The following is a 21,755-nucleotide window of genomic DNA, read 5'->3' as shown; positions in this document are numbered from 1 at the left end:
TTAGTCCTTACTACAAACTTTTCATTACTAACTTAGACATTGTAGTAAGAGTATGTCAATCAATCGAAATCTGTTGAGGCCCACTTGCTTTGCCATTATGTGCATCTGTTGTGGTTCTGGTGTAGCTATTGGAGCGGATCTGTTGATCCAGCCAGCTTTTTACAGGATCTTCTGCAAGATTGAGCCGAAGCACACCAGAGAATAACCCACCAACAAATGAGACTGGATGCTGGATAAATTCTCTGAATATAGGTGACAATTCATTAATGAACATTTAGAGACTCCTGGCGGTGCCGTAAAAAATTATTAGTTCTTAATTGATCGTAACCTGTTGAGCAATATATGGTTGGCTGTAACGAAGTTGCAAACTTTTTGAGCTTCAACTCGAACAACAAAATTCCCCACTTCTTTAAGAAGAAGTGGGAAATCTGAGCCTGTTGCATCAAACTACAGAGAATCTATAAACTGCTGTACTTTTTCCAGGAGTGGCTGATGTTCGATTTGCTCTGCTAACTCTTGGGCGTTTTGGTAGCACGATCGCGCCATTTTTTTGCGTTTCGTTGTGGCGTAAAGGTTTCCCATATTCAGCAAAGTTGAAATTTCTCCCAGGCCATCGCCCAGTTGTTCATAAATCGCAATGGCTTGCTTATAGAACTTCATTGCTTGCCGATGCTCTGCCAGAGTGCTATAGGTAAAACCAATGTTATGAAGCGTTGTTGCCTCACCAGAGCGATCGCCGATTGCTCGACGTGTCAAAAGAACTTGATAGTAAAGCAATAGCGCTTGTTTCGGTTTTCCTAAATCACAATAGACTGAGGCAATATTATTTAAAGTGATTGCTTCACCAACCAAATTCTTGACAGCTCGTTGAATTGGAAGCGCTGCTTGAAAAAATTCTAGAGCTTGCTCAAACTTGCCTAAGACGTAGTATGCAAACCCAATACCATTTAGAGTTGTTGCCTCACCAGAAAAATCACCTAACAATCGCCGCATCCTCAAAATTTGGTGTTGTAGCAACAGTGCCCGTTTCGGTTCTCCTAACTGGGTATAAATTATTGCTACATCATTAAGAGTAGAAACTTCACTTTGAGTATCTTGCGATCGCCTGCATATTGGTAGTGCTTGCTCAAAATATTCCAATGCTTGCCAAAGGCGTCCAAGACGGCTGTAGGTAGAACCTAGATTGCTAAGTGCAGTTGCTTGTGCTAGCGCGTTGCCAATTTCAACAGCAACCGAAAGCGCCTGATGAAAACGCTCTAATGCTTTTTGAGGTTGCCAGCAACTGAGGTGAGCTAAACCAAGGTCATTTAATGTATAACCTTCTCTGGCTCTGTCTGGAATTGATCTAGCCAAGTGTAAATTCTTGGTTACCAGATCGAGAGATTCTTGGAATTCCCCCCGCTGGTAGTAGCGGCTTGCTTCATCACGACGTTGTTCCCACTCTTTGATTTGATTTAAAGGTTGCGTCATCTGGCCTCAGTAGCATTCTGCGATAAATGGCAGGACATCTTTTAGGAATGAACCTCTCTTAGGTTTCCCAAATTTTAACCTTAATCATCTATCTTTAGATATAAGACTTAAAAAAACAAGTATGGTAGTGTTTCATACTTACAGGCATATATACAAAGTAATTAATACAAATAAGCTAGTACTGCAAGGCAGAAGTCAAAAGTTAAAAGAATTCTATTCCGAGCTTCTTGCGCCATTTGAAGTGGTATGTTTATTTCCTGCCTTAGTCGCAATTGTGCAGTTTCTATCTCAGGCATAATGACCCCGATTCAAATTTGCAAAATGTAAAGAGAATCATCCGAGCGCCATTCTGAACGAGCCAGAGCATAATACACTACATCTAAGTTGTAAAATTGAGCATTTTTCTGGTATTTCAACCCGCATTTTTCCATCACACGACGTGAAGCAGTATGTTCTGGTAGAGTGATGGCGATAATCCAATCTAGCTTGACTTCCTCAAAGCCGTACCTTAAACTTGCTTTTGCGGCTTCGCTGGCAATTCCTTGATTCCAATAAGCTTCCTCTAACCGATAAAGAACTTCGACTTCCGGGCTATTGGGTAAAAAATTCAGCCCACAATGACCAATTAATTTCGCGCTGGCTTTTTCCACTACAGCCCATACACCAAAACCGTGCTGTTGCCAGTGTGTAATAAAAAATTGTAATATTTCCGGCGTTACTTCTTTTACTTGATCTTTAGGTATAGGCCCTCTGGGTGAATACCTCATAACTGCTGGGTTGCTCAAAATAGGAGCAAGTTCATCCAGGTCTTGAGGTGTATAAAGTCTTAGTAGGAGTCTTGCAGTTTCTATCTCAGGCATGGTATCAGAGTAGGAGAACAAACGCTACTTTAAACATGCGTATTTTTTTATAAACATTAATATAATGCTCTTACTATGAGCATCTATCAATCTCTCAAAAAATCTTATACGCAAAATCGTCGCAGTGAAAATGACTGGCGGTTGTTTTTGCGTTTAGTGCCTTATGCCCGTCGTAGCGGACGGCTGTTGGCGCTATCAATGGGCTTACTCGTACCGATCGCACTAGCTAATGCCGTACAACCACTGTTGATTGGCCAAGCTATCTCCCTAATTCGCAATGAACCAAGCACTTACGAATTTCTCAGGAATCGCCCCTTGTCCGAAGGGCTAAATATCCTGGAGGGATTATTGTTAGTTGCGATCGCAAGCCGACTGATTTTGACAGGCTATCAGGGTTATTTAGTACAGAACCTAGGGCAACAAATCACCGCAGCAATTCGCCAAGACTTATTCCAGCATGTGACATCATTAGCAGTACGCTTTTTTGACCGCACACCCGTAGGTAAATTAATCACCAGAATCACCAGCGATGTGGAAGTGTTAGGCGATGTCTTTTCTACTGGGGCAATTGGCATTGTATCCAATTTGTTTTCCATGCTGGTAATTTTGGGTTTAATGTTTTCCATCGAATGGCAACTCACTTGTTTGCTGGTATTGATGTTGTTACCAATTACCTGGTTAATTGTTTACATTCAGCAACAGTACCGCAAAGCCAATTACAAAGGGCGAGAAGAACTTTCTATCTTAAACTCACAGTTACAAGAAAATGTGCTTGGCATTAACGTAGTGCAGTTGTTCCGCCGGGAAAAATTTAATGCCGAATTGTTTCGCGCCGCAAATAGCCGCTACACTCAGCAAATGGATCAAACCATCTTTTATGATTCATTTATTTCAGCCACCTTGGAATGGATTGGTCTGATTGCGATCGCAGCTGTTTTGTGTCTGGGTGGTTCGTTACTGTTAGGAAAAAGTTTAGCTTTTGGGACTTTATCTGCATTTATTTTGTATGCCCAGCGATTATTTGATCCTTTAAGGGATTTTGCGGAAAAATTTACGGTCATTCAAGCAGGTTTTACTGCAATAGAACGCGTAGGCGATATATTAGATGAACCGATAGAAATTCGCGATCGCGCCAATGTCCGTTTCTCAATATTTGATGCGAAATTTGGCTACATAGACGAGATCGTTGCCAATCTAGAATCCCCAGACCTCACTTCCTTACCTGAATTGGGAGAAATCCGTTTTGATCACGTCTGGTTTGCTTACAAAAATGATGATTACGTCATTAAAGACTTAGATTTCACCATTCATCCTGGTGAAAAAGTGGCATTAGTCGGCCCTACAGGTGCGGGTAAAACTTCGATCATCCGTCTTTTGTGCCGCCTCTACGAACCCACCCAAGGACGCATTCTCATAGATGGTATAGATATTCGGGAAGTACCACAAGCAGAACTGCGGCGCTACATGGCAGTAATTTTCCAAGAAGGCTTTTTGTTTGCTGGCGATGTTAAAAGCAACATTTCTTTAGGAGATGGCTATACCGTTGAACAGATTCAACAAGCAGCAGAGCAAACCAACATTGCCCAGTTTATAGAAGAACTACCCCAAGGGTATGATACTCAACTGCGAGAACGGGGCACAAATATTTCTAGTGGTCAAAAGCAACTTTTAGCCTTTGCGCGGGCTGCCATTCGCAATCCCCAAATATTGGTACTAGATGAAGCTACCGCGAGTTTAGATGTTGGCACAGAAGCTTTAGTTCAAGAGGCATTAAACCAGCTTTTGCTCAGACGTACCGCGATTATTATTGCTCACCGCTTGTCTACGATTCGCAATGTAGACCGGATTTTTGTTCTAAAGCGCGGCGAATTAATCGAACAGGGAAGTCACGAACAACTACTGGAACAAGGAGGGCTTTATGCCACTTTGCATAACTTGCAGATGTTGGGAACCTAAGTACAGCATTTTATTAATTCGTAGCGAATTAAATTTGGCAATACCCTGCAATGACAATGCGTCGGCCGCCTTGTTAATGCATCTCAATGCAATAACTGGCGACGAGCCTGTTACTAGTGTCAGCTTCAGCCCCGATGGCAAAATAATAGCCTCAGCTAGCGAACAAAAAGTGAAACTCTGGAGTCTGGATGGCAGTTTGTTAACAACTTTTGAGCGTTTTGGTAGTCAGAATGTGAGTTTTAGTCCCGATGATAAGAGTATTGCAAGCGGTGGTGATAAAGTTTCAGTTTGGAATTTTGACCTCAATGAACTTGTCAAGCGCGGTTGTGACGTAGCACATGATTATCTCAAGAATAATTCAAAAGCAGAGAGCGATCGCTCTCTGTGTGACGACATCTACAAAAAGTGAAAGAGCAATTTTCAAATATAATACAGGACTTACGCAACTGGCATAGATATAGCAGTCCTAAATCATTTGTTTTCTTTCTTCTCTTTGCGTCCAACTCTTGGAGACGCTGCGCGTTGGCGGAGCCTCTCCAAGAGTTGGCGGTTCGTTTCCTTATCTATATTTTTCACGACTCCTGCAAGGATTGCTATATCAATACGTTTGGGTTAAGAATAATTGTAGGTTAGGTTGAACTTTAGTGAAACCCAACAAAGGCTTGAAAACGTTGGGTTTCGTTCCTCAACCCAACCTACATAATTTAATTTTTTGGGCTTAACCCAAGCGTATTGGGGGACTGGGAAATAGGTTATACCGAAATATCGTAATGTTGATGATGAATATTACGGGATTGATAATGAAAGTTGTAATGTTGATGATGAATATTGTAATGTTGATGATGAATATCGTAATGTTGATGATGAATATTACATGATTGATAATGAAAGTTGTAATGTTGATGATGAATATTGTAATGTTGATGATGAATATCGTAATGTTGATGATGAATATTACGATGTTAAGGAGAAATGTTGCAATATTGGTAAGAACAACTTCTACATTCAGGGTGAGGGCCAATGAAGTGGTGATAACTGGTGAGCTGATAGCGTGAAGCGATCGCGCCATAAATAACTTTACATCACATCTTGCACCAACCTGAGAGCTAGCAAGCAATTTGACTAAGTAAATATGCGATAAGTATGGACGCAAAGTGCCTTGTCATCAGACACCGCCGCGCTATTGTTCTCAAAGAAGGAAATGCCTAAACGCGCATCTGATCCACGGCTTTTGGTGCATCAACCCGCAAATTCATCTGCTCACAACGTACAGTTAACCAAGGTTGACCTAAACCGATTCCAGAAAAAGGACTTTCGGCGGGTATTTCTAACTTAGAACTAATCAAACCCAACACAGACTCAAATTCAGCAGGGAATATCAGCAAATCAGCACCCTTGGCGCTGAAACAAGAGACACTTAACCACTGTCTCCATGCCAAGCTTTGTTGATTATAGTTAAGACTACACAATTTCTGGTTTCCCTGATGCACAGTAACATGCTTTCCTTGTTCCCAGGTAAACTCAGCTAGTTCCTTTGGTAGTCCCCAAATTTCTCGACCACCAGCCACCGAATCAGCATTATCTACATAAATATGGGAAACCCAGCCACCGATTTTCCTTTGGAAATTAACTACAGCTGGGACAACAATTAACTCACTGTACTCCAGTACCGAGCCTGACCCATAATGAGATAAATACACGCTAGCGAGAGTTTTACCAGGCCATACAGAAATAATTTCTAACTCTAAGGGAATCAAAGGGCGCACTCGGTCAATATTTACCAAATGCAGAGTTTGGATACTATAGCCCTGAAGTGTCCAAGGTGCTTGTGGATATGGCATAAGGGAGTTAGGAGTTGAGAGTGAGGAGTTAGGAATAAAGTTAAGAATTAAGATCAAGAGTTACCAATATTAGTTCTACTCTAACTCCTGTACAGACGCGATTAATCGCGTCTCTTCTCTTAACTCCTGTACAGACGCGATTAATCGCGTCTCTCCTCTTAACTCCTGTACAGACGCGATTAATCGCGTCTCTCCTCTTAACTCCTGTACAGACGCGATTAATCGCGTCTCTCCTAAAAAAAATCCCCACTCAGACAAATGCCTGAGTGGGTGATATGAGGTGGGACTAAATAATCTTCCCAAAATAAGTAGGGGAATTATTTGCTCTCTGTAAAATCAGCGTCAATTACATCGTCGCCACTACCACTAGATGTGGAGCCACCATCTTGGGGTTCAGCACCAGGTGTAGCACCGCCACCAGCTTGTTGATAAATATTGCTACCAACAGCAAATAACGCTTGTTGCAATTCTGGGGTGAGCTTTTTGATTTGCTCATCGTCTTCTTTAGCAACTGCTTCCCGCAGTTCTTTCACCAAACCTTCAACTTTAGTCTTGTCAGCAGCCGGAACTTTATCGCCCAATTCTTGTAACTGCTTCTCAGCTTGGTATGCCAAGGAGTCGGCTTGGTTCTTGCGTTCAATCTTCTCACGCCGTTCTTTGTCAGATGAAGCGTTTTGTTCAGCTTCTCTCACCATCCGGTCAACGTCATTTTTATCCAGGGTGGAAGCGCCGGTTATGCTGATGGACTGTTCTTTACCAGTACCTTTGTCCTTAGCGGTGACGTTAAGGATACCGTTGGCGTCAATATCGAACACCACTTCAATTTGAGGAACGCCGCGTGGTGCAGGAGGAATACCATCAAGGCGGAAGGTTCCCAAGCTCTTGTTATCGTTAGAAAATTCGCGTTCACCTTGGAGGACGTGAATTTCTACGTTGGTTTGACCATCCACAGCAGTGGAGAAAACTTCCGATTTCTTGGTGGGAATTGTTGTGTTGCGCGGGATAATTTTGGTCATCACGCCGCCCAATGTTTCAACACCCAAAGATAGCGGTGTCACGTCTAACAGCAAGATGCCAGTTACATCACCAGCCAGTACCCCAGCTTGAATGGCTGCACCAACTGCTACAACTTCATCAGGGTTCACACTTTGGTTAGGGTCTTTACCCAATACCTGCTTCACAATCTGCTGCACAGCAGGAATGCGGGTAGAACCACCAACTAACACCACTTCATCAATATCGCCTTTGTTTAACTTCGCATCCCGAAGGGCGTTTTCCACAGGAATACGGCAACGGTCGATTAAGTCAGAGCAAAGTTCTTCAAACTGGGCGCGAGTCAGGGTTGTATCCAGGTGCTTGGGCCCATCCTGGGTAGCTGTGATAAATGGCAAGTTGATTTCTGCTTGGCTAACGCTAGAAAGCTCAATTTTGGCTTTTTCTGCGGCTTCAGTCAGACGTTGTAAAGCCTGCTTGTCTTTGCGTAGCTCAATGCCTTCGGCTTTCTTGAACTTCTCAGCTAAGAAGTCAACTATTTTTTTATCGAAGTCGTCACCGCCAAGGTGAGTATCACCAGATGTGGCTAGTACTTCAAAAACTCCATCTCCTACTTCCAGCACGGATACGTCGAAGGTACCACCACCAAGGTCAAACACGAGGATGGTTTCGTTACTCTTCTTGTCAAATCCATAAGCCAAAGAAGCAGCTGTAGGCTCGTTGATAATCCGTAGAACTTCAATCCCGGCAATTTTACCAGCGTCTTTTGTCGCTTGCCGTTGCGAGTCGTTGAAGTATGCCGGAACAGTGATTACAGCTTGGGTTACAGTTTCACCCAGGTATTTGCTGGCATCTTCAACTAGTTTGCGAAGAACTTTTGCAGAAATTTCTTCAGGAGCAAACGGTTTACCAGCTATCGGACAATCTAATTTGACATTGCCGTTGCTGCTGAGGACTTTGTAAGAAACTTCCGTAGCTTCATTACTTACTTCATCGTAGCGGCGTCCGATAAAGCGTTTGACTGAGTAAAACGTATTTTCGGGGTTCATCACCGCTTGGCGTTTGGCGATTTGGCCAACCAAGTTGTCGCCATTTTTCGCAAATGCGACTACTGATGGCGTTGTCCGAAAACCTTCAGCATTAGCAATTACTGTGGGTTTACCACCTTCCATCACTGCCACGCAGGAGTTCGTTGTTCCTAAGTCAATTCCAACTACTTTTGCCATTTTAGGTGCTGGCTCCGTATAACTACAAATGAATGAATGAGAATATAAAGGACTAAATTTTGAACCAACATGGTCAATAAATCAGCCAGTTCAGCATGAATACCTTTGATTTGGCTTTCCTGGGGTTAAAACTCCAGATATGCTGATATATATACTGAAGCTTAGTGGTAGCCAGTCCATGAAGGGTGGTTTCCCGAACCTTACTTAGGACGGTTAAACTAACTAAATAGTTTTTTTAGTTATTCATGGATTGATTGCCTTCACTTTGTCTAATGTATGAGAATTAATACTTTCGGTAATTAGGGTGAACCGTAAAGCTAGAGTGGTGTTTGCCGTCTTTAAAGGTAATAAATTACAAAAATACCGAAAATAGAACAAAATTAAAGTGCACGACGCCGAATAGCCCGCCGCAGGCATTGCTTCCGTATTCCGTATAATCAGCAATATTTTGGTATTGGGTATTGGCCATTGGGCGTTGGATAAAATACTACTCAGCCATCACTTAAGCCTAGAGAAAAGAGTTTCCCAGTTAATTGCAGGCGGCCTTTCTCCCTGGTTGACTATTTCAAAAATTTTCCTGGAACTACTTGGGTGTAAAAGGCATTCTACACAAGCGTTTGCTACATCAATCCGGCTGGTATCACCCGAAAGTGTATCCCCAGTGCCTACGACAACACCGTATTTACCCCCAGTTTTTGCCTTCAGGAGGGTGTTGAGGTCGTATGAGGTATATGGGCCGTCAATCAGGCGTCCTGGGCGGATAATGGTGTAGGGTAATCCTGAGTTAATAATGGACTCTTCGCCCTTCTGTTTGGCATCCAACACGCCAAAAGCATTAAGAATACTAAAAGGAAACTGATTTTTACGCAGAATTCCGCAAGAAGAAACGAAAACGAACCGCTTCAAATTCCGGGGTGCTGCTGCCACTAAATTGCTCACACCTTGGGCATCGACCTTTGCTGGACTATTCTTTGCTTTTGCTTCACTAGATTTAGGGTTAAGGAAAGTGATTCCCCATTCAATCAAGTTTGGGGATTGGTCAAATTCCCATCGCGTAGAGGGAAAGGCAGTGGTTCCGGTACAACTTATAATGTGGGAGACATCTTGCGTTGCGGCTGGCAGTGTAGCTGGCTGGCGGATGTCACCAACGGCAATTTCCACTCTCTGGTTAAACATTTCTTCGGCTTTTGCGGCATTGCGTGTCAGAACGCGAACTTTTAAGTTCTTTTCCAGTAACTTGCCTACTACCAGTTGCCCCACTCCACCAGTAGCACCAGCAACTAGTACCAAATCTTCAACTGAATCAAAAGAATTCATAAACTGCCTTTGAGATAATCTATTGTTAATCTACTCAAAAAATGCGATTGATGCTTTAGATAAGGCTTTCCAAAAATAACTTTGTTCAAATCCCTTGATTCGCATTTCTTCAGAACAGGTAAATGAAAATGCCGTCATTCGGATTGCTGATAATGGATTAGGAATTTCAGAAAAAATCCAGTCGCGTTTATTTGATCCTTTTTTCACTACGAAACTAGTTGGTAAGGGGACTGGTATGGGATTATCGATCAGCTACCAAATAATTACTGAAAAGCATAGTGGATCTTTGCAATGTATTTCATCGCCGGGACAAGGTGCAGAGTTTGTAATTGCAATCCCGATTCGAGCAATTAAATTAGCATAATCATCAACCTGCGATCGCAATACCTATCGGTAAAAATCAGCGTGAGTAGTTTTCAACCCGTAACTGCGATCGCACTTAGAGGGGAAATTGCACAGCAGCTTTTGCTTAAGTAAAGTACTATTCCACCCTACTTATACTTAGAGTTTTTCAAAAATAAAATCGGATTGCTATACATTGGCGATCGCCCGACATAACAAAATAGAAAAGCGATAAGAAAGCTTATATGCAATTAAATTTGCTTAAATATTTATTAAATACATCATGACAAATTACGCTTAAGCACGGCTATAGCGTGATTACCAAAATTTTCATGAATTTAATGTGAGTTCGAGGAGGTTGAAAAGCCACAAAATAATGATCAGACTGAAATTAGATGAAAAATATAGAAAAACCGCTTTGGGAATATCAAAAAATAAATTATCAGTGAGCTTATTGTCACAGCGTTTTGCTGGCAATGACAGATACTAGGTTTGATTGCAACTTGGTATTATTTTAGCCTGCGGAAATTGCCCAAGAAGAAGAAAAGATCATTTTTTACCCTCTGCTTTTTTCGTTAACTGCTATACCTTTCCCCACTCCCCACTCTTATTTAGCAATTTTGAGTTAGTCGAGTACCTCAAGTACTAGGTAACTAATTTATAGGGGAAATTGCGCCCGAATTGTTCGGTTCTACCACTGTCGTCACTACACAAATAGCTATAACCTCTTAAGTAGTAGTGAAATGTCTACCCTAGACACTGTTAGTCGCTCTTGAATTAAGGAGTGAAAGCCTGTGTACAAATGGATATTGCCAAGTCTGAGCGAAATCTTGGCTGAAAATCAATCAAGTGTGGCTGAATGCTCACCTGCTAAAGCAGAGCAGCAGTGGCGTGTCAGCCTAGCAGCGACAGAACATTTGCTATTAAATACTTTAGCAGCTGCTTCAGTTGACACAACCCAAGGATTAGTTTTAGCTGCACCAGCACCCTTATTTAGTCAGCCAAAACTGACTCAAAGCTTACAAACAGTAACCTTTACGGCAAAACCATTTAACCCCTTGGCGCTGATGCCATTTCAGATGCCAGATGCAATCGCGTCTGTAAATGAAGAAATCGCTCCCCATGAGTCGGTACTTCCGCTATTACCTGCCGATCCACTAGGTGCAGAACAGTTTTGCTTGGTTTTTACAGAAAAATTTAGATTAGTGCTGGTTTTAGCAACTCACAAAAACGGTAAAAAAACCTTTTCATTTTCTTTTGAGCCAGAGGTAGTGCAGCAGGCTTGGCGATCGCTAGGAGCAAGGGTAATGCTGGCTAATCCAGAATTTTTTGCCCGTCTGGATACATTAGTACAGGAGTATTCTCCGGTAGCGCCAGATTGCCGCATCATGATTCAGTTTAGCCAGTTGTTGCTTCAGGAATTAACAGAAGCAGAAGAGACTAAGGACTCTTTACTAGCAACTGGAGACAAGGAGGATAAAGAAAATAATCCATGCCCAATCCTCGAAGCCAAATCCCCAAATCCTGATGTGGAATTGCTCCAAGCTTTCGCTCACGAAGTCCGTACACCTTTAACAACTATTCGCACCATGACTCGCCTACTGCTGAAACGGCGAGATTTAGATGCCAGCGTGATCAATCGCTTAAAAATTATTGATCACGAGTGTACCGAGCAAATTGACCGCATGGAGTTACTATTTAAGGCAGCAGAATTGGAAACTACTGCTTCAGCAAAATCGCCAAAAACTCAACTCACGCCGATGTCTTTAGATCAAGTGTTGCAGCAGAGCATTCCCCGTTGGGAACAAGCAGCGCATCGGCGGAGCTTAACTTTAAATGTTGTTTTACCCCAGCAACTACCAACTGTGGTAAGTAATCCCATGATGTTGGATCAGGTACTCACTGGTTTGATAGAGAATTTCACTCGCAGCTTACCTGCTGGTAGCCATATTCAAGTACAAGTTATCCCGGCGGGAGATCAACTTAAGTTACAATTATCGCCCCAATTCAGGTGCAAAGATTCAAGTAAAGCCGCCATACCTGCAACACCACCGATTCGCAAAGCTTTAGGGCAATTGCTGATGTTCCAACCAGAAACGGGTACGATTAGTTTGAATATCGCCGCAACCAAGCATTTGTTTCAGGCGATCGGCGGCAAACTGATTGTGCGCCAGCGTCCACATTATGGGGAAGTTTTGACGATTTTCCTCCCCTTAGAAGTTAGCAATAAACATAAATTAGGAGCTAAAATTTAGGAGTGAAGATTTATTAACTATTTTTAAAAATTATAAATATTCACTTTAAATTAACCTGAGTTTGATAAACCTCTCCCTGCCTTGAACTTTAGTTCAAGTCTATCCCTCTCCGACTCAGAGAGGGAGAGGGAGAGATTTTACGTAGTATAGCAAGGGACTGGGAACTGGGGACACTTCGACTGCGCTCAGTGCATCGCTCAATACTTGGTGGAAAGTCTTTTTGTGTCTAAGTTTTATCATCTGTTGATGTCCTAATCACCAAGGCTGTTGCTATAAAGCCAGGGAGAGGTCTTTTTATTCGACTAATTTATGCGGACACAATATAAACCGTATAACTCACGTTAAATTAAACAGTAGGTGAGTAGAAATAAAACACAATAATAGATCCCCGACTTCTCTGAAAAGTTGGGGATCTATTTACTAAAAATTTTATGTTTAATTAGGTTGACCTATTTTTTATGAACAGAGATAATTTCTTTTCATCAAATAGACTTTGTTTAACAATCTAATTAAATTTTTCCGACTTATCATCTGTAAAAATAGATGCCAAAAATGTAATTTTCTTAAATTTGCGTGGGGAAATCTAGTTATTAGTCATTAGTCATTGGTCATTGGTATTAATGACTAATGACTAAAATTTTTCTAACTCAAATAGGATTGCTATAGCACCAGAAAGTTAACTCAGAGGATAATTGTAACTCATCACTCATTTTCTATTGCGATCGCTTTTGGGGTATCGCCAACGCTTGGCAGTTGCACTGTAAAAGTGGAACCTTCATATAATTTACTTTTCACAGAAATAGAACCGCCACAGCGCACCAGCAATTGCTGTACAATTGTTAACCCCAACCCAGCACCACCATAATTTTCATTTGCTGCTGTACGCACACGATAAAATCGGTCAAAGATTTTGGAAATCTCGCTTTCGGCAATACCGATACCTGTGTCGCGGAATTCTAATTGGACATAATCGCCTTGAATTCGGGCACGCACCCATACTTGCCCACCATTAGCAGTAAACTTAATGCTGTTATGCAGCAGATTAATCACAATCTGCCTCAGCCCACCACTGACACACCAAATAGATGGAAGTTCAGTGGGTACGGTGTAGGCTAGCATAATCCCTTTTTCTTGGGCTAGAGGTTGGTAGGTACTAACTACTCCAGGTACAATATCTGAGAGCCGCACCGACTCTAAAGCTATTGCTTCTAAATTACGTTCCAGCTGCACCAGTTCCAACAAACCAGTAATCAGGGAATTTTGCTGATCGCACTGGGTATTTAACATCTGTAAATAACGTTGTCGCTGGGGGGGTTTAAGATTAGGGGAATTTAATAACGAAAGTGCTGTCTTCATGTGCGTCAAGGGTGTACGCAATTCCTGACACACATTTTTTAAGTATTCATCTTTGAGTTGCTCTTTGTTTTGCAACTCTTGATTTTGCTGCTGCAACTTGGTGGTGCGTACTGTGATGATTTGACGATTAATTTCATCTTGTCGCAGGAGTTGTTTTGCAAACAGTTGATTCATCAGTGCGCCTTGGGGCGCAGTTGGACAAATAAAATCAACAGGTATTGGAGATGATTCTGGCGTAATCGCTTGTTCTATACCATCTAATACTTGCTGAATTACTCTCCCCTCAAGAGTATTTATAATCAGCAACGGCTGGTTTTTATTAGTATTTACCTTCCCCGATGTCGTCTTATTTTTGCGGTTTTTAAGTGGTCGATGAGCCAAAATTAAACTGCAAAACTGGGGCGATAACACCATCAAAAAGTTTTCCCGTCGCATTTGGCTATCTGGTGATAGGTGAACGGGGACATGATCAGGAAATGAGGGGGATGAAGAAGATGAGGGAGATGAGGAAGATAAGGGGATATTTTCTTCCCCTGTAACGCCAGCTCCCTCATCTTCCCCTGCTCCCCCATCTCCCGCTTTCGCACTCTCGTCAATCTGGCAAGTATAAATGAGACTAGATGCACTTACCGAGGATTGATAACGCGCTAGTTCTGATTGCCAAATTTTTTCTGGTGGTAGCTTCACCCATAAAGTGGCTGCAATTTGCTGCTCAATTAGTAAGTCAATTTGCGCTCTCACTAGTGATAGCAGAGTAGCAGGACTGAGGGACAATGGTTTAGGAGGCGCTTGCACTCCCATAACTAGTTGATAAACAGACAGATCCTTTGCCAGAGAAATATTCATGAGTCAAGCACAAGTTGGATGAAGCAAGAAATAACTCTGTCTTCGATTTTCACCTTTATGTGTGCATTTTTTACAAAATTCCTACGGAAATAAACATTAACTATAAAAAACTACAACTAGAAGGGAGTGGGGAGTGGGAAAGCAGGGGAGCAGTAAGTGCTTTTCCCTCTGCCCCTCTGCCCCTTTGCACCTCTGTGCCTCTTATACCCAATGCCCAAATTAGGCTTGTATGTTCAGTCTTTGGTGTAAAGCGTCGCGTGCGTGTTCTCGGTCATCAAAATGGATTTTTTCAGTGCCGAGAATTTGGTAGTCTTCGTGACCTTTACCAGCAAGCAACACTCCATCACCGGGTTGTGCTTCTAAAATAGCGGTACGAATTGCAGTAGCCCGATCGCAAATTACAGTTGGCTGTACTGGATCAGGAATTCCCGCTAAAATATCTTGCAAAATCCGTTCTGGGTCTTCAGTCCGGGGATTATCTGATGTCACTACTGCCACATCAGCTAATTCAGCCGCAATTTTACCCATTTTTGGGCGCTTAGTGCGATCGCGATCGCCGCCACAACCAAACACGCAAATCACTTTACCAGGTATAAACGGGCGTGCAGCTTTCAACAGATTTTCTAAACTATCGGGTGTGTGGGCATAATCCACAATCACGCTAATATCTTGGTCAGGACTAATCTCTACCCGTTCCATCCGTCCGGGAACTCCGGGAAACTCAGGTATCACATCCGCTACTAACTGCAAATCTAGCCCTAAATGTAAAACTGCTCCTACGGCTGCGAGAAGATTTTCTAAATTATATTGTCCGACTAGAGGCGATCGAAAAGCTACATCTCCCTTTGGTGTATGTAATCTACCACTGACACCAAAGGGCTGGTAACTTAAATCACTCATCCATAAATCAGCGCTGTTGTCGTTGACACTGTAACTCCAAACGCGCTCAGAATCTAACGAGGCAATTAACCGCTTCCCGTAAGAATCATCAGCATTAATTATTGCCCGTCCTTTGAGATAATCAGGGCTAAACAACAACGCTTTGGCAGCAAAGTAATCTTCCATGTCGCTGTGATAATCGAGATGGTCTTGAGTAAGATTACTGAACACCGCCACCTCAAATTCACAACCCAACACTCTACCTTGGGCTAAAGCGTGGGAACTTACTTCCATCACCCCGAACTCACTACCAGCATTTACAGCCTCTGCTAGCTGCTGTTGCAGTTCCACAGCAAAGGGCGTAGTGTAGGCAGCAGTTTGCTCAAAACCTGCCCAACGAGTGTAGAGAGTTCCCATCAAAGCTGTAGATAGATTAGCTTTGATCAGCAGAAATTCAATTAGATGAGTAGTTGTCGTTTTGCCATTTGTACCAGTTACACCCACCAGCTTGAGTTTTTGCCCCGGATAACCGTAAAAAGCACTGGCTATTTGGGCACAAGCTTGAGTTATGTTACTTGCACTGATCACCACAGCTTGATTTGTGGGAGGATTTTTCTGTGCTGCTTCAGGAGAGACGATCGCAGCTACAGCCCCCGATGCGATCGCACTTTGCCAAAATTCCCCACCATCAACCCGCCCTCCTGGCATCCCAATAAACAAATCTCCCACACTACAAGCATGGGAATTCGTCTTCAAACCCTTAACTTCCACATCCTCTATCGGATGGCTAGGCAATTGTTCAACACTATCTACCGCCGTTAGTAATTCCCGCAATTTCATCTTGTGAACCTCGTCACGTCGCTTCGCTCCGAATTCAAAATTCAAAATTCAAAATTCAAAATTAACAAGCCCATCAATAAATTTAGTTGCTCTGTATCCTTTTCTTTTTAGGTAACATGCTTATCTTGCGCTTATTGTGCATTATTTTTTTCTAATTGGCTAAATACTTACGCAACATTTGCTCCAACTGCTGCACACTAGCACGAGGAGAAGGACGCGGCAATGGTCTCTCACTCCCCTCTTTTTCCTTTGCCTCCTTGGCGACTTGGTGGTTCGATAAATAAAGTACCGGCACCTCATACTCATACGCAGCGAACCAATCTTCACGAGTCGTAATATCCCTAATTTCCAACTCGAAACTAAGATTTTGGATTTGTTCTAGCTTTTCTTGCAAGCCTTCACATAAATGACAGCCGGGTTTACTGTATAAAATTAATCGCATTTGTTAAATAATTATCATGAACACTATTCTACACATCACCAAAAGCGAACAATGGGAACAAGCAAAAATCCTCGGAACCTATCGGGGTGATACGTTAGACTCGGAAGGATTTATCCACTGTTCGACAGCAGCACAGGTTATCTGGGTTGCGAATCGTTTTTTTGTCAATCAAAAGGGTTTGGTAATTCTTTGCATTGATTCTGATCGAGTTAAAGCTGAAATTCGTTATGAAGCTGCGGAGGTAGATAATTTATTTCCTCATATTTATGGTGAGTTAAATATTGATGCTGTGTTTCAGGTGGTTGATTTGGAGGCTGGAGAAGATGGGTTTTTTGTGTTGCCGCCAGAGGTTACAGATTTATAATTAACGTAGACGCTTCGGCTTGCCGCAGGCTACCGCAGAGGCGCAGAGGGCACAGAGGAAATGAGAACAGAAGGGTTTGATGTGGGTGAGTATGTTGATCAAATGGCGCTGTTGTTGGATTTGCAGCTAAGAAATGAGTATCGAGATGGTGTGGTGGCAAATTTTGAGAGAATTAGTGCGATCGCTAATCTTGTTAATGAGTTTCCTTTGGCTGAAGAAATTGAAGCTGCACCTATATTTGAACCATAATAGCTAACTTTAGTTGAAATGCCAGTCTGTAAAGGGTTTGAGGTTCCTTTGCTAATTGGGTGCAATCAAAACCTTTTCTAGTGTGCAAACCACGCGAAAACCGAAGTCGTAAACCGCTACATCCGAATTACTTCCGTCTAAACGGGCAGATGAACGGCAAACGCTTGACTGACTGAACCATGAACCACCCCGCAGTAGGTAAGGATTATTATTTCCACTTACCCAAGCACTTCCATCAGCAGGCATTCCACGGTAATTATTGTGGTATTTGTCTTGGCACCATTCCCAAACATTGCCATGCATCTCATACAAACCAAAAGCATTCGCAGGTAAACTACCAACATCCACAGTTTCCTGACGATTTTCACCTTGGGGAGCAGACCCATAAGTATACTCGCCATTATAGTTAGCTATCTTAGTCGTAATCGTCTCACCAAAATAGAACGGGGTAGTCGTTCCAGCACGAGCTGCATACTCCCACTCTGCCTCGGTGGGTAAACGATAACTCTTGCTAGTCATGAGCGACAGCTTTTGACAAAAATTGACTGCATCATTCCAACTTACTTGTTCGACAGGTCGTTTAGCCCCTTGGAAGTAAGAAGGGTTGATGTCCATAACTGCTTGATACTGTTCTTGAGTGACCGTAAATTTACCCATGAAAAAAGGTTTAACGGTCATAGGATGCTGCGGGCCCTCATTTGGGTTTCGCTCTTTTTCTGTTAGTGGTGAACCCATGAGAAACTGACCGCCAGGAATTTCTACCATCTCCAGTGTGTTACCGTTACCAAGGTCTTCTATAAAAAAATTTGCCTGACCAGGACTGATTGTAGTGCTGTTTCCTTGCTGATCTACCTTCATGACTTCAAACTGGAAGGTTTTTAAAGCAAATTCCTTAGGATTTACACTTATCTTCGGTAATGCTGGAGTCTCCTTCGGGGACGGTACTGGAATATTATTTGCGGGAATAGATGAGGTTGATGGCAAAGCTTTTTTCTGGGCAGAGTTGTTGAGCAAGAGTTTCTCAACCACAATTGCAAAGCTAAAACTAGCTCCCATTAACCCCACGGTTTGAATAACTCTGCGCCGCGACCAGTTAACTGGTTGTTGTGGTCGTGTTGGCGGTGGAGGCAGTTTTTGTGAAAGGTCTTGTAGCACTTCGGTTGCGTTGGCGTAGCGTAAAGTGTAATGACGACGCACCATCTTAGTTAACACATTAGCTAAACGCTTGCTTACCTGTGCTTGATGACGCCAGAGAATTTCACCTGTTTTGGCATCTTCTTCAAAGTCCACTGCCGAAACACCCGTCAATGCTTGAATCATCGTCACTCCCAAGGCATATATATCACTAGCAAATATGGGTTTAGCATTCTTTTGCTCATTAGGCATATAGCCAGGAGTACCTATGATCACACTAGAAGTGACTTTACCTTCTACATTTACTATCAGAGCGCCAAGTTCCTTGACTGCCCCAAAGTCAATCAGAAAAATCTTCCCATCCTGATCCCGTCGCATCAAATTCTCCGGCTTGATGTCGCGGTGAATTACCTGCTGATTATGTACAAAGGACAAAACTTCCAAAACATCTTGTAATAGGTTAGTGACATAAGCTTCACTTAACTGCTTACCTGGAATGATTTCTTGCTTTAGGTCATGTCCTTCGATAAATTCTTGAACAATATAAAGGTTCTTATTTTCTCTAAAATGCGCTAATAATTGAGGAATTTGGGAATATTTACCCAACTTTTCCAGAACAGTCGCTTCTGTTTCAAAGGACTCCACAATCCGAGGTTCAGTATGTTGAGGACGCAATTGCTTGACAACACATAACGGCTGACTGGGTTGTAGATAATCCTTTGCGAGAAAGGTAATCGCAAAGCCGCCGCCACCCAATTCCCGAATAATTTCGTAGCGTCCAACCAGCATGCCCACAACAATCTTAGACTCCTAGAAATCTGATGAATTTGAGCATAATTGTTACTAATGGGACTTAAACATTTTTGAGGAACAAACAAGCCTCAAATCCATACAGGGTAAGGGAAATGCGCCAAATACTCAAAAATGCCCCAAACCCAGATATATCAATAAACTAAGCAAAACGATGTCAAAGTTTTTCTATATATAGATTTGAGGCTCTTTTATAGGTGTTTTTTGTCTAAGTCCCACTAACTGCATCTGAACATATCAACTTGACGTATTATACCAATTTTTCTGTATAATACCCTTCTTTAGATGTAATCAACTAAATGCACATCTCTTAATATTCCAGCATGAATTTTGATTCAGCCGATGCTATAACAATAGCTGCTGCTGTACGCGAAGCTAAAGTAAGCGCTGTGGAAGTTACCAAGGCTGCGTTAGCACGAATAGCAGCGCGGGATAATCAACTCAACTGTTTTACGGCTGTGACTGCTGAGATAGCTTTAACGGATGCAGCCCGCATTGACAGGGAAATTGCCCAAGGTAATAATCCTGGAATGCTTGCTGGTGTCCCTTTTGCGGTGAAAAATCTCTTCGATATCGCAGGGCGAACGACTCTGGCGGGATCGAAAATCAATGCAGAAAACCCACCAGCTAGCCAAGATGCAACCGCAGTAGCGAAGCTGAAACAAGCTGGTGCTGTGCTGGTTGGCGCTTTGAATATGGATGAGTACGCCTATGGGTTTGTGACGGAAAATTCCCATTACGGTGCTACCCACAACCCCCATGATTTACAACGATCTGCTGGTGGTTCATCGGGTGGTTCGGCGGCGGCGGTTGCTGCTGGGTTAGTACCGTTGACGCTGGGTTCTGATACTAATGGTTCAATTCGCGTTCCGGCGGCGTTGTGTGGCGTTTTTGGTTTTAAGCCGACTTATGGAAGGTTATCTCGGGCTGGAGTAGCTTTATTTTCTAGCAGTTTTGACCACATTGGCCCTTTTGCGCGTTCGGTACAGGATATCGCTACGGTGTTTGATGTGCTTCAGGGAGAAGACGATCGCGATCCAATTTGCACAAAGCGCCCGCCTGAATTGGTTTTATCACAACTCAAACAAGATATTTCTGATATCAGAATTGCGATCGCTGCTGATTATTTCACCAAAGGTGCAGAAGCGGAAGCTTTAGCAGCAGTCCAAAAGGTAGCTGATGCAATAAAAGTCACTGAATACGTAACAATACCAGAAGCACACCGCGCCCGTGCAGCAGCTTTTGTGATTACAGCTAGTGAAGGCGCAAATCTGCATTTGGAAAAATTGCGATGTCGTCCTCAAGATTTTGATCCAGCGACACGCGATCGCTTTTTAGCCGGGGCGTTAATTCCAAGTAACTGGTATCTCCAAGCCCAACGGTTTAGAAAATGGTATCGCGATCGCGTTCAGGAAGTCTTTCAAAATGTTGATGTAATTCTTGCGCCAACTACACCAATTTCCGCACCGCTAATCGGTCAACAAACGATGATTTTAGATGGTGAAGAAATTCTTGTCCGTCCTCATTTAGGGCTATTTACTCAACCATTATCTTTTATTGGTTTACCAGTTTTATCAGTACCAATTTTGCGCCAAAATGCCTTACCTTTAGGTGTGCAATTGATAGCAGCACCATATAATGAAGCGTTAATTTTACGGGTTGCGGCTGCGTTAGAGGTAAAGGGTGTAGTTTAGATAAATGTCTTATATAATACATAAATATTGTTCTTTTTGAATCTAATTAGTACACTAATACTACCAAGAATATTTGATGAAATAATAATGAAACGCAAAAAGACAATCGATACTTTGTATTATATTACACATATTAATAATGTACCATCTATCCTAAAAAAAGGAGTTTTATCTCATGCAATTGTTGAACAAGAGAATACCCAACGTACACCTGTATATGACCAACAAATAGTTGCTAACCGTAGTAACAAAAACACACCAGATGGCAAAAGTTTATGGGAATATGCTAATTTTTATTTTCAGCCAAGAAACCCGATGTTATACAGAGTGATAAATGAAAATAAAGATAATGGGATTGTTGTTTTGTCAATACAACCAAGTATACTCAATCGGAAAGACGCTTTTATAACAACTGGAAATGCGGCTAGCCACTTATCACAAATTCTACCAGCAAGTAGCTGGAAAGAGAAAGAAATTATCGTTGAAATAAAAGGCTCTTTGAATTGTACCGAGTCTTGTTCAAAAATCAAATAGGAGTCCTATACCCCCTACTTCGCTGTATCGGCTTACCAGTTTTAAGACAATACATTAGGAACCCTCAACGTTTTATAAGTAAAGTTCAAGCTGTAGTTAATGCAACTTAAGCTGTGGTTACAAATGCTCATGATGTTATAAGTAAACTTGAAGCTGTAGTTAATACAGCTTAAGCATTATTTATAAATACTCAACTTTTTATAAGTAAAGTTCAAGCGGGAGTTAATACAGCTTAAGCTGTGGTTATAAATGTTGAAGCTGTAGTTAATACAGCTTCAGTTGTGGTTATGAATGTTGAAGCTGTAGTTAATACAGTCTCATGTTATCTCCAGGCGATCGCCCCAGCG

The 21,755-nt window shown here is 42.3% G+C and carries 19 protein-coding genes; 8 read left to right on the top strand and 11 right to left on the bottom strand.

Translation table 11 applies throughout. The features are described from left to right. Nucleotides 1-55 precede the first annotated feature (55 nt). From ACFFAP_RS05195 to ACFFAP_RS05185, 3 genes are all read right to left on the bottom strand, one after another. On the bottom strand, nt 56-274 hold the full coding sequence (locus ACFFAP_RS05195) for a hypothetical protein (protein ID WP_375510223.1): 219 nt from the start codon (nt 272-274) through the stop codon (nt 56-58). A gap of 173 nt (nt 275-447) precedes the next feature. Next, nucleotides 448-1,470 (bottom strand): tetratricopeptide repeat protein, encoded by a 1,023-nt coding sequence (locus tag ACFFAP_RS05190; RefSeq protein WP_375510222.1) that lies wholly within the window; start codon nt 1,468-1,470, stop codon nt 448-450. A 308-nt stretch (nt 1,471-1,778) separates the two neighbouring features. Beyond that, a complete protein-coding gene (locus ACFFAP_RS05185) occupies nt 1,779-2,330 on the bottom strand; it encodes a GNAT family N-acetyltransferase (RefSeq protein WP_375510221.1) in 552 nt (183 codons plus the stop codon). 75 nt (nt 2,331-2,405) lie between these two features. Here ACFFAP_RS05185 and ACFFAP_RS05180 point away from each other — a divergent pair, with 75 nt between their 5' ends. Continuing rightward, nucleotides 2,406-4,286, top strand: a complete 1,881-nt coding sequence (locus tag ACFFAP_RS05180) for an ABC transporter ATP-binding protein (RefSeq protein ID WP_375510220.1) — start codon at nt 2,406-2,408, stop codon at nt 4,284-4,286. A gap of 34 nt (nt 4,287-4,320) precedes the next feature. Beyond that, nucleotides 4,321-4,695 carry a WD40 repeat domain-containing protein gene (locus ACFFAP_RS05175; protein ID WP_375510219.1) on the top strand — a complete coding sequence of 125 codons (375 nt, stop codon included), beginning with the start codon at nt 4,321-4,323 and terminating at the stop codon, nt 4,693-4,695. Nucleotides 4,696-5,004: 309 nt separating this feature from the next. Here the strand turns inward: ACFFAP_RS05175 and ACFFAP_RS05170 are convergent, their stop codons facing one another. The 4 genes from ACFFAP_RS05170 to ACFFAP_RS05155 all read right to left on the bottom strand — a co-directional run bounded on the left by ACFFAP_RS05170 (nt 5,005) and on the right by ACFFAP_RS05155 (nt 9,663). Beyond that, nucleotides 5,005-5,439 carry a hypothetical protein gene (locus ACFFAP_RS05170; RefSeq protein WP_375510218.1) on the bottom strand — a complete coding sequence of 145 codons (435 nt, stop codon included), beginning with the start codon at nt 5,437-5,439 and terminating at the stop codon, nt 5,005-5,007. Between the two features lie 52 nt (nt 5,440-5,491). Then, the gene (locus ACFFAP_RS05165) at nt 5,492-6,127 is read right to left on the bottom strand and encodes an acetoacetate decarboxylase family protein (RefSeq protein ID WP_375510217.1); all 636 of its coding nucleotides are present in this window, start codon (nt 6,125-6,127) and stop codon (nt 5,492-5,494) included. Nucleotides 6,128-6,444: 317 nt separating this feature from the next. Beyond that, nucleotides 6,445-8,346 carry a molecular chaperone DnaK gene (gene dnaK, locus ACFFAP_RS05160; RefSeq protein WP_375510216.1) on the bottom strand — a complete coding sequence of 634 codons (1,902 nt, stop codon included), beginning with the start codon at nt 8,344-8,346 and terminating at the stop codon, nt 6,445-6,447. A 498-nt stretch (nt 8,347-8,844) separates the two neighbouring features. Beyond that, nucleotides 8,845-9,663 (bottom strand): SDR family oxidoreductase, encoded by an 819-nt coding sequence (locus ACFFAP_RS05155; RefSeq protein WP_375510215.1) that lies wholly within the window; start codon nt 9,661-9,663, stop codon nt 8,845-8,847. 94 nt (nt 9,664-9,757) lie between these two features. Between ACFFAP_RS05155 and ACFFAP_RS05150 the strand changes: the two genes are divergently transcribed. After that, nucleotides 9,758-10,027: a sensor histidine kinase gene (locus tag ACFFAP_RS05150; RefSeq protein ID WP_375510214.1), complete on the top strand. Its 270-nt coding sequence runs from the start codon at nt 9,758-9,760 to the stop codon at nt 10,025-10,027. Nucleotides 10,028-10,799: 772 nt separating this feature from the next. Continuing rightward, complete coding sequence (locus tag ACFFAP_RS05145) at nt 10,800-12,260, top strand: sensor histidine kinase (RefSeq protein ID WP_375510213.1); 1,461 nt, start codon at nt 10,800-10,802, stop codon at nt 12,258-12,260. A 702-nt stretch (nt 12,261-12,962) separates the two neighbouring features. Here ACFFAP_RS05145 and ACFFAP_RS05140 read toward each other — a convergent pair. The 3 genes from ACFFAP_RS05140 to ACFFAP_RS05130 form a co-directional block, all read right to left on the bottom strand. After that, nucleotides 12,963-14,462, bottom strand: coding sequence for a DICT sensory domain-containing protein (locus tag ACFFAP_RS05140; protein ID WP_375510212.1), 1,500 nt, complete (start codon nt 14,460-14,462; stop codon nt 12,963-12,965). A gap of 219 nt (nt 14,463-14,681) precedes the next feature. Continuing rightward, nucleotides 14,682-16,181, bottom strand: coding sequence for a UDP-N-acetylmuramoyl-L-alanyl-D-glutamate--2,6-diaminopimelate ligase (locus tag ACFFAP_RS05135; RefSeq protein ID WP_375510235.1), 1,500 nt, complete (start codon nt 16,179-16,181; stop codon nt 14,682-14,684). A gap of 151 nt (nt 16,182-16,332) precedes the next feature. After that, complete coding sequence (locus ACFFAP_RS05130; protein WP_375510211.1) at nt 16,333-16,623, bottom strand: glutaredoxin family protein; 291 nt, start codon at nt 16,621-16,623, stop codon at nt 16,333-16,335. Nucleotides 16,624-16,639: 16 nt separating this feature from the next. On the opposite strand from ACFFAP_RS05130, the gene ACFFAP_RS05125 reads away from it, so the two are divergent. After that, complete coding sequence (locus ACFFAP_RS05125) at nt 16,640-16,987, top strand: DUF952 domain-containing protein (RefSeq protein WP_375510210.1); 348 nt, start codon at nt 16,640-16,642, stop codon at nt 16,985-16,987. Between the two features lie 60 nt (nt 16,988-17,047). Beyond that, nucleotides 17,048-17,236, top strand: coding sequence for a DUF4089 domain-containing protein (locus tag ACFFAP_RS05120; RefSeq protein WP_375510209.1), 189 nt, complete (start codon nt 17,048-17,050; stop codon nt 17,234-17,236). A 51-nt stretch (nt 17,237-17,287) separates the two neighbouring features. Here ACFFAP_RS05120 and ACFFAP_RS05115 read toward each other — a convergent pair whose 3' ends face one another. After that, nucleotides 17,288-19,159, bottom strand: a complete 1,872-nt coding sequence (locus tag ACFFAP_RS05115) for an SUMF1/EgtB/PvdO family nonheme iron enzyme (protein ID WP_375510234.1) — start codon at nt 19,157-19,159, stop codon at nt 17,288-17,290. Between the two features lie 344 nt (nt 19,160-19,503). On the opposite strand from ACFFAP_RS05115, the gene ACFFAP_RS05110 reads away from it, so the two are divergent. Together ACFFAP_RS05110 and ACFFAP_RS05105 are read left to right on the top strand one after the other, a co-directional pair. Further along, on the top strand, nt 19,504-20,874 hold the full coding sequence (locus ACFFAP_RS05110; RefSeq protein ID WP_375510208.1) for an AtzE family amidohydrolase: 1,371 nt from the start codon (nt 19,504-19,506) through the stop codon (nt 20,872-20,874). Between the two features lie 87 nt (nt 20,875-20,961). Then, nucleotides 20,962-21,408 carry a DUF4433 domain-containing protein gene (locus ACFFAP_RS05105; RefSeq protein ID WP_375510207.1) on the top strand — a complete coding sequence of 149 codons (447 nt, stop codon included), beginning with the start codon at nt 20,962-20,964 and terminating at the stop codon, nt 21,406-21,408. The last annotated feature ends 347 nt before the right edge of the window (nt 21,409-21,755 follow it).

Origin of the sequence: uncultured Nostoc sp., from assembly GCF_964245575.1 — a bacterium.
Taxonomy (GTDB): Bacteria; Cyanobacteriota; Cyanobacteriia; order Cyanobacteriales; family Nostocaceae; genus Nostoc.
Note: the sequence above shows the minus strand (reverse complement) of the source record. Positions and strands in the feature narration are given on the sequence as shown.